This is a genomic window from Synergistota bacterium, assembly GCA_025060595.1.
Classification (GTDB): Bacteria; Synergistota; GBS-1; order GBS-1; family GBS-1; genus 42-11.
In genome coordinates this window covers 51,590-67,527 of the sequence record JANXBX010000010.1, presented here as the reverse complement: position 1 = coordinate 67,527, position 15,938 = coordinate 51,590, and the positions used below count along the sequence as shown (strand labels likewise).

Genomic DNA, 15,938 nt, shown 5'->3' with positions numbered 1-15,938 from the left:
TTCTATCTGGAAATCTTACTACTTTATCCTCTATAGATGGACAATATCTTGGTCCTCTTCCTTCTATAACACCCGTAAACAAAGGGGATCTGTCAAGAGAATTTCTTATTATCTCATGTGTTTTTTCATTAGTTCTTGTCATCCAACAGAAATAGCCTCTGCAGATTCTCTTCTCAGACCTGAATGAAAAGGATAAAGGTTCTTCTGCTGATGGTTGGGGAATTAAGCTTGAAAAATCGATGGTTTTCCCATCTATCCTTGCGCACGTTCCAGTTTTGAGTCTCCCAAGCTTTAATCCTAACCTTTTTAGAGATTCAGAAAGCTTCCATGCAGCTGATTCTCCAAGGGGACCGCTTTCAAAATGAGTTAAACCTATATGGACTAAGCCTCTTAGATATACCCCTGTTGCAACTATAACACACTTTCCTTTAAATACCCATCCTTCTCTTACCCCTACTCCGACGACTTTTCCCCTTTCAACGATTATTTCCTCTACCATTCCTTGTTTTACATCTAAGTTTCTCTGGTTTTCAAGGATACGTTTCATTCTTAAGTGGTATTCTCTCTTATCAGCTTGGGCTCTGTAAGCTTGGACTGCAGGGCCCTTGCTTTCATTCAATATCCTTATGTGGATCATAGTTTCATCTATGTTTCTGCCCATCTCTCCTCCCAAAGCATCTATCTCTCTCACTAAATGTCCCTTTCCTGGTCCACCTACGGATGGATTACAGGCCATTAAAGCTATACTATCCAAGTAGAGAGTTAATAGTAATGTCTGGAAACCCATTCTTGCGGTTGCTAATGCAGCTTCGCAACCGGCATGTCCTCCCCCTATGACTATTACATCATACTTTTTAGGATATTCTAGCACGCTTAGTCACCCCATATATATTATATTACCTTTTCAGGGTTAAGTATCATGTTTGGATCAAAGAGCTTTTTTATCCCTCTCATTAATTCTATTTCCTTAGGAGTTTTCGTTTTTAAGAATGCTTTTTTCTTTAGGAAACCAACACCATGTTCTCCACTTCCTGCTCCTCCAAGTTTGACTGCTTCCTCTATTAGCTCTTCTATTATCTTTTCTGAAAGCGTAATCCACTCTTCTGGAGAGATATTAAAAGGTTTAAATAATGCAGGATGGAGGTTACCATCCCCTATATGTCCTATAGTAGCCGTTTCTATCCCATATTTTTTCTCGATTTCTTTGATTTTTCTTAGCATCTTTGGTATCTCCGAAACGGGGACAACCATATCTCCACTTAAGGAAACATAGGGATCTTTGTTTTTTAAAGATTCTGTTATCTCCTTTCTTATTCTCCATATCTTTTCAGAATTTGCTCTATTGTCTGCAACGAAAACATCTAGCGCTCCATTTTTAAGACAGGCTTTTCCAACCTTTTCATAAGCATCCTCAAGCTCTTTATTAGAACTTCCTTCAATTTGTATTATAAGGAAAGCTTGAGCTTTATCTTGTAATGGTAATGATAGGTTAAGATATCTACTAGCTATATCTATTGAGCGTTTGTCTATAAATTCTATTGCTGTTGGTATGTTTTTAGCTTCTAAAAATATTTCTTTAATTGCTTCTATAACATCTTCAATGCTTTTAAATGGGGTCAGAAGGTCAACAGTTTTTTTAGGAAGGGGTATTAGATTTAAGATGAGCTTTGTAAATATACATAAGGTTCCTTCAGAGCCTATGAGTAAATCGAGGAGATCGTATCCCCATGTTTCCTTTCTTCTTTTCCCCCCAAGCATTAGTATTTCTCCTGTAGGAAGTACTACCTCAGCTCCAAGGACGTGTTTTCTCGTATTACCATATCTTATTACTTTGCTTCCACCAGCATTGGTTGCTACGTTTCCACCAATAGTGCTTAATCCGACACTCATAGGATATCCTGCATAGTATAATCCTTCTTCTTCCACCTTTTTACATAGATCATTAGTTATAACTCCAGGTTCGACTACGGCAACCCTATTTATCCTGTCTATCTCGATGATCTTGTTCATTTTCTCCATAGATAGAACTATACCTCCGCATATTGGAATTGAAGCCCCTGCTAGTCCGCTTCCCGCTCCTCGAGGAGTTACCGGAATAAGGTATTCATTTGCAAGTGCCATTACCTGGGAAACTTCTTCTGTATTTTCTGGTTTTACAACTACTTCTGGAATCTTACAGAAGAGTTTCCCTGATTCATCACAGGCGTAGCTTTCAAGTTTTTCTTTGTCCTCATATATAACGTCTTTTTCACCACATATTTTTTTAAGCTTTTCCAGAATGTTAGTATCGACCTTCCTGTAATTCACATTTTATATCCTCCCTTAAAATAAAAGCTCCTGGGGCCTATTATATCATCACCCCAGGAGCTTATTTTAAGTGCTTAGTCGCTTTGTTTCAAAGCTTTATAGATTTTATACCGTCCATGAAAGGTTTAAGATTTTCATCCTCTTTGCTTAAAGCTGCTACTATTAGAACCACTATCATATTCACAGCTAATCCCCATAGACCAAAATGAATACCTAAGTAGTCTCCGGGACCGAAGAATCTTAGATAAGTTATAGTAATGAGTCCAGCTATCATTCCTGCTCCGATAGCTGTTTTATTAAATCTCTTAAAGAATAAACCTAGGAAGGCACCTGGGAACATCTGTGTAATCCCAGCATAGGCCAAAAGTAGTAGGGCGACTAATCTTCCAGAAGCGTAAAGAGCTAAAAACATTGCCGAAAGACCAAATATTAAGACGCTTATTCTACTTACTAGGACTAATTCCTTATCGGAGGCATCTTTCTTCACGAGAGCATAAAGGTTCTTAGATAGTAGACCAGCTAAGGTAAGTATTATTGCGCTTGCCGTTGATGAGGCTGCTGCAAAGCCAGCTGCTCCAACTACTCCTAAAACCCACTCTGGATATACTAGTTTAACTCCCTCAAGAACTGCAGCATCTGCAGGAGATATTTTCATGTTTAATGCTGCTACTGCTAAACCTGTTAATATTACTGGTACCATAAATAGTGAGTAAAACGGAAGGGCAACATAGGTTCTTTTCAGAGCTCTTATATCTTTTGAGCTGTATAGAGATGGCCACATTTGAGGATACATAAAGAAGCCAAGTCCACATAAGATCAAGGTTGAGATGTACCAAGGTATTCCCATTTTGCCAGATAAAACAAGATGTCCAGGTTTAACCTCTGCCAGAGTTTTCATGAGATTTTCAAGGCTACCAAACTTAATAAAAGGTATCGCGAATACCACTGCCCATGCTACTATGAACATCATTAGTGACTGTAAGAAGTTAGTCCAGGCTATTCCTCTTAATCCACTTGTGTATACATAAGCAAGCATTATTAACATGCCTAGAACTATTCCAGTGTTGATAGATATTTGTCCCAAAGATGCTGCATTTAATATATAACCAAGACCCTGGAGCTGAAGCTGAATATAAGGTACATTGAATACTATGCCTATTAATGCTACTAATACTCCTAAAAAGGTACTATTGTATCTCTTTTTAAAGAAATCCGCTTGTGTAACAAACCCGAAAGCCTTTCCAGCTTTCCAAACATACTCTGCAAAGAAATAGCCGAAAGCATAAGCCAAAATTCCATATCCTAGAGCGTACATTATAGGCATGCCGAAAGAATAAGCCCAGCCGGCTGTTCCTAGAAAAGCGTAAGCGCTATAAATTTCGCCAGCAAGAAGCATGTAAAGAAAGATAAAGCTAAGGGATCTTCCAGATACTAGATATCCGTCAAGGGTAAACTTCTTTTTAACTCCTGCTAAAACCCCGACTACTAATGTTAATATGATCCACCCGAAGATTATCGTTAAAGCAATTGCTGCTTGAGACATTAGGACCACCCCTTTTTCTCAATGCTATAGGCAATAAGGAGGCAAAATGGTGTTAGGATAATCCATAGTATGTCCCAGAACATAAGGGGAGGCATTCCTAAGATCAGAGGGCTTTTCGTTTTTGGATCAAAAAAGTTGAAGAAGGGAGAGATCACTACGTAGGCTAACCATGGAACTATACATCCCCAAAATACCGCAGCACCTTTTCCCATGGGCATCCCTCCTTTAAGATTTTTAATACTTAAATTATTTTATATCATATATGGTAAAAAAATCAACCACAATCTTGAGTCAAATTAGTTCATGCAGTATAATAAGCGGCGGGGGAGAAAGGTTGTCTTTCTTTTCTTTTAAAATAGTTTATAAGTGTCCTTATACTAAGGCGAGGGTTGGTATTCTAAATACGCCACATGGTGAAGTAGAAACTCCTGTATTCATGCCTGTCGGAACGCAGGCAACAGTTAAAGCTATGGAAAGAAGAGAACTCGAAGAGATAGGGGTTAGTATTATTCTCTCTAATACTTATCATCTTTATCTTAGACCGGGTCATGAGCTTATTAGAAAAGCGGGAGGACTTCATTCTTTTATGAATTGGCCTCATCCTATATTGACTGATTCAGGGGGATTTCAAGTATTTAGCTTAACTGACCTAAGAGAGGTAAATGATGAAGGTGTTAAATTTAGGTCTCACTTGGATGGTTCTTATCACTTTCTTACTCCAGAGAAGGTTATCGAGATAGAGGAAGCTTTAGGTGCTGATTTTATAGTTTGTTTTGATGAATGTGTGCCTTATCCAGTTTCTTACTCTTATGCTAAAGAAGCTATGGAAAGGACCTTAAAATGGGCTATAAGGTGTAAGAACGCTAAAAAGCGAGAAGATCAGTTTTTATTTGGTATAATTCAGGGGGGCGTGTATCCAGACTTAAGAAGAGAAAGCACTCTTAGGACCATTGAAATGGGCTTCGATGGTTATGCTATAGGTGGTTTAAGTGTTGGGGAGCCTAAGGTAGTAATGTATGATATGCTTGATGTGGTTTTACCACTTCTACCTGAGGATAAACCAAGGTATCTTATGGGAGTTGGTTATCCTTCAAGCTTACTTGAATCTGTGGAGAAAGGGGTAGATATGTTCGATTGTGTATTGCCTACTAGGAATGGTAGAACGGGAACGATATTCACTCATAGGGGTAAAGAGCACATAAGAAGTGAGTCTTGGAAAGAGGATTTTTCTCCTCCTGATCCAGAATGTGATTGTTATGTTTGCAGAAACTATACTCGTGCTTATCTGCGGCATCTTTATAAAGCAGGGGAGATACTTGCTGCAAGGTTAGCTTCTTACCATAATATATATCTTTTGATTAATTTAATGAGAGAAACTCGTGAAGCTATTAAAGGAGGGTATTTCCCAGAGTTTAAGAAAGCCTTTATAGAAAAGTTTGAGGGAGGGGAAGAGTATGAAGCTTAAAGGGGTGGCTAGGATATCTGGCATTCCTGAAGTAGAGAGAGAAATAGAGGATTCTTTTCTACCGCTCTTTGCTTTAGTCTATAGTAAGCTAGAGCCGGGTAGATATATTATAGCTTTGGTTGATGATCCATTTGCTGTAGTGGCTATAGATAACGGAGAGATAGTGGATTTTGTTTCTTCAACAGAATCAGGAGCTTTTTCTTTGCGAACCTGTGGAGAACTCCCCACGGCTGATTTTGCTAAACTTGCCATTTCTGATCCTTATACATGGAGAAAGAGGATACTTACAGAGGGAGGGCTTTTTTCTTATCTCTCTACTGATAGCATAAGGGAGGCCATTAAAAAAGATCCATTTATAGTTGAAGCTATGGCTTACCAGATGGCCAAGGAAATATGGGCTATGACTACGGTTTTTTGCGGCAATTTTAAGGATATCGTACTAGTTGGTAAGCTTTTAGAGGAAGAGCCGCTCAAACATATGCTAATAAAGAGGTTAGAACCTCTTAACAAAAACATAGTTTACTTGGAGGTGGTTTAGTTGCTAAAAAGCTTATTAGAATTGTTAGACATAGCGCGCGGTAAAAGAATGCGACTTGCTGTCGCTGCTGCGGAGGATGCTCATGTTCTTGAGGCTGTTGAGGATGCTCGAAAGCGAGAGATCGTTAGCGGTGTCTTGGTAGGTTCTAAGCCTACCATTGAAAAAATAGCTGAGGAGTTGAAAATTGATTTGAGCAACTACGAGATTTACGATATCCCTAGACCTGTGGATGCTGCATATAAAGCTGTCGATCTCGTAAGGGAAGGAAAGTGCGACTTTTTAATGAAAGGTTATATTCAAACTGCTGACCTTGCGAGAGCTGTTCTTGATAAGGAAAGAGGTTTGAGAACTGGTAGAGTTCTTTCTATGGTTTCTCTTTTTGAGCTTTCGACTTATCCTCGTGTTTTTGCTATTACAGATGCTGGTATAACTATTGCTCCCGAGTTGGAGCAGAAGGTAGATCTTATAAACAACGCTGTAGATGTAATGCACAAGTTGGGTTACGATAATCCCAAGGTTGCTATAGTTAGTGCTGTTGAAGTAGTGAATCCTAAAATTCCGGCTACCATTGATGCGGCTATTCTTTCTAAAATGAACCAGCGTGGTCAAATTAAGGGATGTATAATAGATGGACCATTTGCTCTTGACAATGCGGTTTCAGAGGAAGCGGCTAAGCATAAGAAGATAGAGAGTCAAGTTGCAGGAAAAGCGGATATATTGGTTCTCCCTGATATAGATGCTGGGAACGTTCTTTATAAAGCTTTGATTTTTATAGCTGGGGCAAAGACAGCGAGTGTCGTTATGGGAGCTAAGGTTCCCATTGTTCTAACATCAAGAGCTGATAGTGCTGAAGCCAAACTTCTTTCTATAGCTTTAGCCGCTGTTTGTGCTATGTAGTTAGTTTCAAAAAGGCCATGCTTATCCTGGTTATAAACCCAGGTTCTACCTCTACGAAAGTGGCCATTTTCGATAGGGATAAGGAGCTTTTCTCAGAGACTTTGAGACATCCTAAAGATGAGTTAAGTAAGTATGCTAGAATAATAGATCAGTACCAGTTTAGAAAAAACATAATTTTAAATTTTCTTAAGAGTAAAGAGTTATCTCTTGCTGAGCTTTCAGCCGTTGTAGGTAGAGGAGGGTTGCTTAAACCTATACCAGGTGGGACGTTTTTGGTTAATGAAGCGATTTTGGATGATTTAAAGAACGCCAGGTATGGGGAGCATGCATCAAACTTAGGAGCGATCTTAGCTTATGAGATAGCTAAGGAGGCTAACTGTCCAGCTTATATAGTAGATCCTGTGGTTGTTGATGAGCTTAGTGATATAGCTCGAATATCTGGGCTCAAAGAAATTACCAGAAGAAGCATATTCCATGCTTTGAATCAAAAGGCGGTAGCAAGAAGAGTGGCATGTGATCTAGGTAAGGATTATAACAGCGTTAACTTGGTTGTAGCTCACCTAGGTGGTGGAATATCGGTTGGAGCCCATAGAAAAGGAAAGGTTGTGGATGTTAATAATGCTTTAAATGGCGATGGTCCGTTTACTCCTGAGAGATGTCCAAGTATTCCTACTACTAAGGTTCTTGATCTTTTTGAAAAGGGAGTGGATCTAGATTTTCTTATGAAGCGTATAGTCGGGAATGGAGGTTTAGTGGCATACTTTGGAACTAATAGCGCATTAGATGTAGAGAAGATGATAGATGCTGGGGACCAGTTTGCTGAACTTGTACTCAAGGCTATGACTTATCAAGTTTCTAAATGGATAGGTAAAATGGCCTCAGTTTTAGGTAAAGACATAGATGCTATAGTGCTGACTGGAGGAATGGCTCATAGTGAAAGAATAACATCTTGGATAAAGGAAAGAGTTTCGTTTATAGCGCCGGTTTTAGTTTACCCTGGTGAGGATGAGATGATAGCTTTAGCTTTAGGAGCTTTAAGAGTTTTAAAGGGGGAGGAAGCAGCCAAGATATATAAATAAGGGGGCTCTACTTTAGAGACCCCCCTTATTTTCAACCCATCTTAATTTTAGATCTCTTGCTGCTTTAACCTCGTCCAGTCTTCTTACAGGTGTTTTATGGGGAGCGTTTTTAAGTAGCTCAGGGTTGTTTTTAGCCTCATTTGCTATATTAAGCATAGCGTTTATAAAGGCATCTAAAGTTTCTTTAGTTTCAGTTTCCGTTGGTTCAATCATTAGCGCTTCTTCGACTATAAGTGGGAAGTATATTGTTGGTGGATGAAATCCATAATCAAGAAGACGTTTAGCTATATCTAATGTTTTTATCCCATATTCTTTAAATTTCCTCCCTGATATAACACCTTCATGCATGGGTGGTTTATCATAAGGTAGGTCATAATCATTTTTAACTTTGCTTATGATATATCTTGCATTTAACACAGCATTTTCAGAAGCCTTTTTCAAGCCCTCGCTTCCCATCATCCTTATATATATATAGGCCTTTAACATTACGGGAAAATTACCATAGAAGCTTTTTACCTTCCCTATGCTTAAGGGTCTATTATAATCCAGATGGTACTTACCATCTCTTTCAACTATTACCGGTACAGGTAAAAAGGGTTCTAGGTCCCTTTTAACAGCGACTGGTCCTGAACCAGGTCCTCCTCCACCGTGAGGTGCACTAAAGGTTTTATGTAAGTTAAAGTGTAGTACGTCAAATCCCATGTCACCTGGACGGCTTATCCCCATTAAAGCGTTCATATTAGCTCCGTCTCCATAAAGAAGTGCACCTACAGAGTGTGTTAACTCAGCAATTTTAAGTATATTTTCTTCAAATATTCCAAGAGTGTTAGGATTAGTTATCATTACAGCAGCTACCTCTTCATCGAGTTCTTCCCGTAACCTATCTATATCTATGCAGCCATCTTTACCAGATTTTATTTCTATTGCTTTATATCCGGCTAAGGTGCAAGAAGCAGGATTGGTACCATGTGCTGAATCTGGTATTATAACTTTGCTTCTTTTTTTACCCTTATATTCATGATATGCTCTTATAAGGAGTAAGCCGGTAAGTTCTCCATGTGCTCCTGCTGAGGGTTGTAATGTTATGGCGTCAAACCCTCCAATTTCACATAAGTATTTTCCAAGTTCGAACATAATTTTTAGAGCTCCTTGAACGAGTTCTTCAGGTTCATAGGGGTGCAAGTTCGTAAATTCACTTAAAGAAGAGAGTTTTTCTCCTATCCTTGGATTGTATTTCATTGTACATGAGCCAAGAGGATAGAAATGGGTATCAACACAAAAATTCAATTGAGATAGTCTTGTATAGTGCCTGACCACTTCTATTTCGCTTACTTCGGGTAAACATGGCTGTTTATCCCTTAAAAAGTCTTTAGGTAGCAGTTCTTCTATATTTAAAGTTTTAAGTTCATCCTGAGGAACCGATACCCCTTCCCTGTCCCTTCTACCCAGTTCAAAAATTAACTTCTCAGGCATCTTTGACCTCCTCCAGGAAATCTGCAAATTTTTCTAGACTAAGGACATCATGAACTTCTGTGACATTTATAAGAAGGCCTTCTTCAAGTTCTGGGTAAAATCTCTTAAGTGGAAGACCGGCTATAAACCCTCTCTCAAGGCCAGTATTTAAGGCTCTTTCTGGGCTTCTCAGCTTAATTGCAAATTCGTTGTAAAATGGAGAGTCAAAGAGAAGTTCAAAGCCTCTTTTTCGAAGTTCCCTTGCTAAGAAATGGGCTTTTTTCAAGTTAATTTCTGATATCTTTTTAAAGCCATTTTTGCCAACTGATGCAAGATATATAGTGGCTGCTATTGCACACATGTTGTGATTAGTACATATGTTTGATGTAGCCTTAGCTCTTCTTATGTGTTGTTCTCTTGTTGAAAGGGTTAGAACAAAACCTCTCTTACCTTCTATATCTATTGTTTCTCCCACGATTCTTCCTGGCATATTTCTAACGTATTCCATTTTGCTTGTGAATATTCCAAGGTATGGCCCTCCAAAATTTAAAGGTATCCCAAAAGATTTTCCCTCTCCAACAGCTATATCTGATTTGTAACTTCCAGGAGGTTTAAGAACTCCAAGGGAAATAGGTTCAACTATGCAACTTATAAGTAAGATATCTTTACTTTCTCGCAGTTTCTTTAATCCTTCGAGGTCTTCTATAACTCCGAAGAAGTTAGGATTTTGTATAGCAAAAGCCGCTGTGTCATTAGATATATTTCTTTCTAAGGTCTCAAGGTCTGTTTTCCCATTCTTTTTAAAGGGTGTTTCTTTTACCCTAAACCCTGCGCTCTGGAGATACGTTTTTACAACTGTTCTATACTCAGGGTGTATTGCAGATGATAATATGACCTCCTCCTTTTTTGTAATTCTTAGAGCCATGAGGCATGCTTCTGCAAGAGCTGATGCTCCATCGTAAACGGAGGCATTTGACACTTCCATTTCGAACAATTCGCACATCATAGTTTGGAATTCAAAAAGTATTGTAAGTGTTCCTTGACTTGCTTCTGGTTGGTAAGGAGTATAGGGAGAAAATATCTCTCCCCTTGATAGTATAGATTCTACTGTAGAGGGAATCCAGTGATTATAGCTTCCACCTCCTAAAAAGGAAATGTAGCCATTTACTCCTTTATTTACAGAAGCGATTTTTTGGATCTCTTTTTCTATTTCGACTTCTGAAAGAGGCTGAGGAAGATGGAGCGGTCTATTGAGTCTAATTTCTTGGGGGATATGGGAGAAAAGCTCTTCTTTATTTTTTATTCCAAGAGAATCTAAAATCTCTCTTTCATCTTCTTGAGTGTGAGGAATAAAGGGCATGATTTCAACCCTCCGTTATAAGTTTTTCATATTCTTCTGCTGAAAGAAGCTCTTTAATTTCTCTTGGATCTGATAATTTTATCTTAAATATCCATCCCTTTCCATATGGATCCTCGTTTATAAGGTTAGGAGAACTATTTAGCTCCTCGTTTACCTCTATTATCTTTCCGCTTACAGGTGTATATATATCCGAAGCTGCCTTCACCGATTCTACTACAGCTACTGTCTCCATTTTTCCCACGTCTCTTCCAGTAGATGGAAGCTCAACAAAGACTATATCCCCAAGTTGCTCTTGAGCATAATGAGTTATTCCCACTGTTCCTACACCATTTTCTATTCTTATCCACTCATGCTCTTTTGTGTATTTTAGCTCCTTAGGGATCAATTAAAATCACCTCCTCTTGTAAAATGGAAGAGCAGTTATAACTGCTCTTTTTATTTTATCTCGAATGTCTATGCCTAGCTCGGTTTCTTTATCATATAACTTTACATAGCCCATCCCTATATACTCGTTAAGACAAGGGGAGTACCCACCGCTTGTTACATACCCTACTTCTTCCTTGTTTTTAAGAATGAAGATTTTTTGTCCTTCTCTTGGTACGCCTTTGTCAAGCATTTTAAAACCTATGAGATGTTTTTCTCTCTCTCTTTGGATCAAGGCTTCTCTTCCTATGAAGCTCCTCTCTATATCTACAAACCTCTCGAGGTTGGCTTCTAAAGGTGTTATGTTTTCATTAAGCTCATGTCCGTAAAGGGGCATTCCTGCCTCAAGCCTTAGACCATCTCTTGCCCCTAAACCGCACGGTTTTACATTCAATCTAAGTAAGATATCCCATAGCTTCAGTATTTCCTCAGGACGAGCGTATATCTCAAATCCAAGCTCTCCCGTATATCCTGTTCTTGAGACGAAAAGAAATTCTACGTTGTTGTATCTTAAATCTTTCTCAAAGGAGTAATATTTTAGATCTGATAGATCGGATCTAAATAAAATTTTAAATATTTCTTCTGAAGCTGGGCCTTGAATGGATAATGCTGATATATCATCAGAGAGGTTTTTGACTTCTGTTTTAGGATAAACCTGTTCTTTTATCCAGTTAAGGTCTTTTTCGAGGTTTCCTGCATTAACTACTAATATAAATCTTTCTGAGGAAAACGTGTAAATTATAAGATCGTCTATAATACCTCCCTTTTCGTTCAGTAAAAAGGAGTAGGATGCTTTTCCAGGAATAAGCTTTTTCTCATGAACTGGAGTTAATCTTAAGATGCTTTCTTTAGCTTTGTCTCCATATATTTCAATTTCACCCATATGACTTATATCAAACATTCCCACGTTATTTCTCACCGATAAATGTTCTTCTAAGATGCTGCTATATTGTAATGGCATCTCCCAACCACCAAATTCTATCATTTTTGCCTTTAACTCAAGGTGTTTTTCATAAAGAGGGGTTTTTTTCAACTTATTACCTCCTTTACTTTAAGCTTCTTCAACTCTGTTCCTTCCATTCCTTTTTGCTCTATAAAGCGCTTCATCAGCTTTTGAAATGAGCTCCTCGGGGGTAGAGCCATCTTCTGGAAAGGCTGAAACACCAAAGCTACAGGTAAGTTTTATCTTAAGCATGGTTTCTCCTTTAACTCTATAGTTGAAATCGTGATTTTCTATCTCTGACCTGAGTCTTTCTGCGACTTTTATTCCTTCAGCTTTATAAGTTCTCAAAAGTAGAATTATAAACTCTTCTCCCCCATATCTGTATATGCTATCTTCCAAACGTATCTTTAAGGTTAAGAGCTTTGTTAAGCTTTTTAATACAAAGTCTCCTATAATGTGACCGTAAATATCGTTGATTTTCTTAAAACGGTCTATATCAAGCATAATTATGGATAAGGGTTCTCCTTCTTCTTTACTTTTTTCAAGCTCTTCTTTAAGATTAATTTCTAAGCTTCTTCTATTAAAGGCACCTGTTAAGTGGTCTCTTGAGGATAGTTTTTGGAGAATTTCATTAGCTCTTTCCAACTCTTTCTGAAGCTCTACTACCTTAGTTATGTCAGTTACAGAAAGCAGGATTAAATTTTTCTCTTTAATTAGTGACGATCTTATTATAGCATGAACTATCTCTCCTTCGCCTTTTAAGAGTCTTGCTTGTAAGCTTTCAAATAGTCCATTTGAGGCCTTTTTTAAATGTTCTAAGAAGTGTTTTTTATCTTCTTGGTGAACAAAGTTGATTATTGGTTTTCCTAATATTTCTTCTCTGCGTCTTTCTAATGTGTTTTTAAGATGATCGTTTATTTCTTTTACCTCCCAAGTATTGTTTTGACACATAACTATTCCAACGTTAACTGTTTCCCAGGTCAACTTTAGGTTTTTAATGTTTTCTCTAAGCTTTTTAGTTAATATAAAAGAAATGATTAATGCAACTGTGGATCCTATTCCTACCAATGTTGCGGCTAATATATTTAATATTTCAATTCTTTTTCTTAGATCTTCCTCGTATATAGTTCCTGCTATATACCAGTTAAGGGGCTTATAATATTTTACCAGTGCTATTTTCGGTACTACCTTACCTTCTTCATCTGAATACCATAGGTAGTTAAATAAACCTGTATTTTGATCTATAGAGTCTTTAATAAGTTTCATTAAGTTTCTATTTCTCTGTGGTTCTAAAGGAACTGGTTTTCCATCAAATTTTGGGTTTGGGTGTATAACGAAGCTTTCGCTGTCTCCTGAGATCACAACTACATATCCCTTTTCTTCTATTTTTAAGTTTATTACTTTTTCTCTAATACTACTAAGGTTTTGATGAAATCTCTTTTCAAAGTATTCCATCAATGGCTTTAGGGAATCTATTATTATAATTGTTCTGTCCTTATCTAAAAGCTTTCTAAAATATACTAGTAGTGGATGCTCGGGATCATTTAAGCACAAAAATAAATGCTCATAGTGGCTTAGCCTAAACAGACCCCTTCTTAAAGCTTCCGATGGAATAATTATTTTTCTTCCAAATATAAATGGTATTTCTCCTTCATATATTAGAAGAGTAACATCATTCATTAAGGCTATTTTTTCTATTATTTCTTTTGAGTTTTTCTCTTCTATAAGATCAGCTATGGTGTTAGTTAAATTTATAAGCTTTTTATGACTCTCGAAAAAGCGGAGGTTTTTCTCCTGGTATAGGCTATTGATCTGAGCATCTATAAAAGAGATTAATGTATCAAGCGTGTTACTGATCAGGTTTTTTTCAGCAGAGTAAACGGTCTCTTTTACAGAATTAAAAATGAATATGAGAGTAACTGGCGTGCTTACTAAAACCACAACAATTAATATAAGAGATAAATTAGAAAGCATTGCTTTTCTCATTGTAAAATCCTCCTTTTAACTAAAATGATACAGGAAGTTAAGTTGTATATCAAGTCAGAAGTATTCAAAGGTTCGATTAGGATGGTTGTGAATAAGTGCTAATTTTTGAATCTTGATGTATGGATCTAATAGCTTTATAATAGAGTATAAGATCTTTAAAAAAGGGGGGATAGTTATGACGGGAAGCGGTTTTAGGGAAGATCCTCGACGTTCTCAAATGCGGAAAGAAACGATAGTAGTTCTTGTGCTTTTCATAGCCAACATTTTATGGTGGTTTCTTTTTGCCTACGGTTTGGGTTCAAAGTCCCCTAAGGATTATTCTTATGTTATGGGTTTTCCTGCCTGGTTTTTCTGGAGCTGTATAGCGAGCTTTATAATATTCAGTGTCTTAGTAGCGCTTGTTATTCCTTTATTTTTCAAAGAAATTCCTCTCGAGCCTGAGGAGAAAGGAGGTGTTAAGAAGTGAATCTTACAAGGGAGGTTTTAATTCAGATATGGATACCTCTTATAGCTTATCTTGTGGTAGTTCTATACATAGGTTTTTATAGTACTAAGAAGCTGAAGGAAGAAAAGGATTTTTTAAGTGAATACTTTTTAGGTAAAGCTAACTTTAGTGGCTTTGTTGTTGCGATGACCTTAGTTGCAACTTATGTAAGTGCCTCGAGTTACTTGGGAGGTCCTGGAACAGCTTACTCTCAAGGGCTTGGATGGGTTTTGCTTGCTATGACTCAGCTTCCTGCTGCCTTTGTCACATTAGGAATTTTAGGCAAAAGGTTTGCGATAATATCGAGAAGAGTGAAAGCTGTAACGCTTATAGATGTTTTGAGGGAAAGGTATGATAATAATCCAGTTTTAGTTTGGTTGGCATCTTTAAGTGCGGTTATCTTTCTTATGGTTGCTGTTGTGGCACAGTTTGTAGGAGGAGCAAAGCTTTTTCAAACTCTAACTGGTTTACCTTATGTATGGGGGCTTTTTCTTTTTGGTCTTGTAGTCTTGCTTTATGTTACGTACGGTGGCTTTAGGGCTGTAGTTTTAACTGATGTTCTCCAGGGAATAGTTATGTTTATTGGAATAGCTATTTTAATGGTTATGGCCTTTAATAGGGCAGGTGGAGCCTTTAATGCTATGCAAGCGCTTTCTAAGATTAACCCAGAGATGTTAACCCCCTTCGGGGTTAAAAACTTTATTACAGTTCCTTGGATATCCTCTTTCTGGATACTGGTCTGCATAGGTATAATAGGTTTGCCACAGAATGCTTTAAGAGCCATGGCTTATAAAGATTCAAGATCGATGCATGTGGCAATGGTTGTAGGAACATTTGTTTTGGGCTTTCTGATGCTTTCGCTTCATCTTACAGGGGTTATTGCAAGGGTTATAATTCCTGAAATACCTAAGGGGCTTGGTAGCGATGCAGTTATTCCCCTTCTTGCTCTTAATCTCCTTCCTCCATGGTTGGCAGGTCTTCTTTTAGCTGCGCCTCTTGCTGCCATAATGTCTACCGTTGACTCCCAGCTTATTCTTGTGTCAAGCGCTATAGTTAAAGATCTTTACCTTAACTATATAAATCCTGAAGTTGATCCGAAGAAGATCTCTAGGCTTAGCATGGTTATAACGGCTTTAGTTAGCTTTATTGTTATTCTCTTTGCTATAAAACCTCCTTCTTTAATAATTTGGATAAATCTTTATGCTTTTGGAGGGCTTGAGGCAACTTTCTTCTGGTTAATAATATTGGGCCTTTACTGGAAGAGAGCTAATGCTCCTGGTGCTATAGCTTCTATAATTGTTGGAGTCATGAGTTTCATTCTTTTGAGCCAGTATTGGAAAAGACCTTTTGGGACTCATCCTATAGTTTTAACGCTTCTACTCGGGCTTTTAGCTTTTGTTTTTGTTTCTATTTTGACAAGGCCTCCAAAAGAGGAAACTATAAGAAAGTTCTGGGAGTGAT

The 15,938-nt window shown here is 37.8% G+C and carries 15 protein-coding genes; 6 read left to right on the top strand and 9 right to left on the bottom strand.

Features of this window, described 5'->3' with window-relative positions; translation table 11 throughout:
• From NZ900_07570 to NZ900_07555, 4 genes are all read right to left on the bottom strand, one after another.
• On the bottom strand, window positions 1–871 hold an 871-nt coding region (locus tag NZ900_07570; GenBank protein MCS7233942.1), incomplete at its 3' end, for a tRNA uridine-5-carboxymethylaminomethyl(34) synthesis enzyme MnmG.
• Window positions 872–891: 20 nt separating this feature from the next.
• Window positions 892–2,307: an FAD-binding oxidoreductase gene (locus NZ900_07565; protein ID MCS7233941.1), complete on the bottom strand. Its 1,416-nt coding sequence runs from the start codon at window positions 2,305–2,307 to the stop codon at window positions 892–894.
• 88 nt (window positions 2,308–2,395) lie between these two features.
• The gene (locus NZ900_07560; GenBank protein ID MCS7233940.1) at window positions 2,396–3,850 is read right to left on the bottom strand and encodes a sodium:solute symporter family protein; all 1,455 of its coding nucleotides are present in this window, start codon (window positions 3,848–3,850) and stop codon (window positions 2,396–2,398) included.
• Window positions 3,850–4,062, bottom strand: coding sequence for a hypothetical protein (locus tag NZ900_07555; GenBank protein ID MCS7233939.1), 213 nt, complete (start codon window positions 4,060–4,062; stop codon window positions 3,850–3,852). Before NZ900_07555 ends, NZ900_07560 begins: the two co-directional genes overlap by 1 nt.
• Before the next feature lie 122 nt (window positions 4,063–4,184).
• Between NZ900_07555 and tgt the strand changes: the two genes are divergently transcribed.
• From tgt to buk, 4 genes are read left to right on the top strand one after another with little or no spacing between them, the layout of a single operon-like run.
• Complete coding sequence (tgt, locus tag NZ900_07550; protein ID MCS7233938.1) at window positions 4,185–5,315, top strand: tRNA guanosine(34) transglycosylase Tgt; 1,131 nt, start codon at window positions 4,185–4,187, stop codon at window positions 5,313–5,315.
• Entirely contained in the window at window positions 5,305–5,853 is a 549-nt protein-coding gene (locus NZ900_07545) for a hypothetical protein (GenBank protein ID MCS7233937.1), read from the top strand. The genes tgt and NZ900_07545 overlap by 11 nt, the downstream gene beginning before the upstream one ends.
• Window positions 5,854–6,750, top strand: coding sequence for a phosphate butyryltransferase (locus NZ900_07540; GenBank protein MCS7233936.1), 897 nt, complete (start codon window positions 5,854–5,856; stop codon window positions 6,748–6,750).
• Between the two features lie 17 nt (window positions 6,751–6,767).
• The gene (buk, locus tag NZ900_07535; protein MCS7233935.1) at window positions 6,768–7,829 is read left to right on the top strand and encodes a butyrate kinase; all 1,062 of its coding nucleotides are present in this window, start codon (window positions 6,768–6,770) and stop codon (window positions 7,827–7,829) included.
• A 12-nt stretch (window positions 7,830–7,841) separates the two neighbouring features.
• Here buk and gcvPB read toward each other — a convergent pair whose 3' ends face one another.
• Genes gcvPB through NZ900_07510 form a run of 5 tightly spaced genes read right to left on the bottom strand, consistent with a single transcriptional unit; the run spans window position 7,842 to window position 13,993 of the window.
• Entirely contained in the window at window positions 7,842–9,302 is a 1,461-nt protein-coding gene (gene gcvPB, locus NZ900_07530; GenBank protein ID MCS7233934.1) for an aminomethyl-transferring glycine dehydrogenase subunit GcvPB, read from the bottom strand.
• Window positions 9,295–10,641: an aminomethyl-transferring glycine dehydrogenase subunit GcvPA gene (gcvPA, locus tag NZ900_07525; GenBank protein ID MCS7233933.1), complete on the bottom strand. Its 1,347-nt coding sequence runs from the start codon at window positions 10,639–10,641 to the stop codon at window positions 9,295–9,297. Before gcvPA ends, gcvPB begins: the two co-directional genes overlap by 8 nt.
• A 4-nt stretch (window positions 10,642–10,645) precedes the next feature.
• The gene (gene gcvH / locus NZ900_07520) at window positions 10,646–11,026 is read right to left on the bottom strand and encodes a glycine cleavage system protein GcvH (protein MCS7233932.1); all 381 of its coding nucleotides are present in this window, start codon (window positions 11,024–11,026) and stop codon (window positions 10,646–10,648) included.
• 6 nt (window positions 11,027–11,032) lie between these two features.
• Complete coding sequence (gcvT, locus tag NZ900_07515; protein MCS7233931.1) at window positions 11,033–12,097, bottom strand: glycine cleavage system aminomethyltransferase GcvT; 1,065 nt, start codon at window positions 12,095–12,097, stop codon at window positions 11,033–11,035.
• An 18-nt stretch (window positions 12,098–12,115) separates the two neighbouring features.
• Window positions 12,116–13,993 carry a diguanylate cyclase gene (locus NZ900_07510; protein MCS7233930.1) on the bottom strand — a complete coding sequence of 626 codons (1,878 nt, stop codon included), beginning with the start codon at window positions 13,991–13,993 and terminating at the stop codon, window positions 12,116–12,118.
• Window positions 13,994–14,168: 175 nt separating this feature from the next.
• On the opposite strand from NZ900_07510, the gene NZ900_07505 reads away from it, so the two are divergent.
• A complete protein-coding gene (locus NZ900_07505) occupies window positions 14,169–14,459 on the top strand; it encodes a YhdT family protein (protein MCS7233929.1) in 291 nt (96 codons plus the stop codon).
• On the top strand, window positions 14,456–15,937 hold the full coding sequence (panF, locus tag NZ900_07500; protein ID MCS7233928.1) for a sodium/pantothenate symporter: 1,482 nt from the start codon (window positions 14,456–14,458) through the stop codon (window positions 15,935–15,937). Before NZ900_07505 ends, panF begins: the two co-directional genes overlap by 4 nt.
• The last annotated feature ends 1 nt before the right edge of the window (window position 15,938 follow it).

Bases quoted from the DNA above. Each gene is read 5' to 3' on its own strand.
- NZ900_07560 (MCS7233940.1), bottom strand. From the start codon at position 3,850: ATGTCTCAAGCAGCAATTGCTTTAACGATAATCTTCGGGTGGATCATA.
- NZ900_07555 (MCS7233939.1), bottom strand. From the start codon at position 4,062: ATGGGAAAAGGTGCTGCGGTATTTTGGGGATGTATAGTTCCATGGTTA.
- NZ900_07545 (MCS7233937.1), top strand. From the start codon at position 5,305: ATGAAGCTTAAAGGGGTGGCTAGGATATCTGGCATTCCTGAAGTAGAG.
- buk (MCS7233935.1), top strand. From the start codon at position 6,768: ATGCTTATCCTGGTTATAAACCCAGGTTCTACCTCTACGAAAGTGGCC.
- gcvPB (MCS7233934.1), bottom strand. From the start codon at position 9,302: ATGCCTGAGAAGTTAATTTTTGAACTGGGTAGAAGGGACAGGGAAGGG.
- gcvPA (MCS7233933.1), bottom strand. From the start codon at position 10,641: ATGCCCTTTATTCCTCACACTCAAGAAGATGAAAGAGAGATTTTAGAT.
- NZ900_07510 (MCS7233930.1), bottom strand. From the start codon at position 13,993: ATGAGAAAAGCAATGCTTTCTAATTTATCTCTTATATTAATTGTTGTG.
- NZ900_07505 (MCS7233929.1), top strand. From the start codon at position 14,169: ATGACGGGAAGCGGTTTTAGGGAAGATCCTCGACGTTCTCAAATGCGG.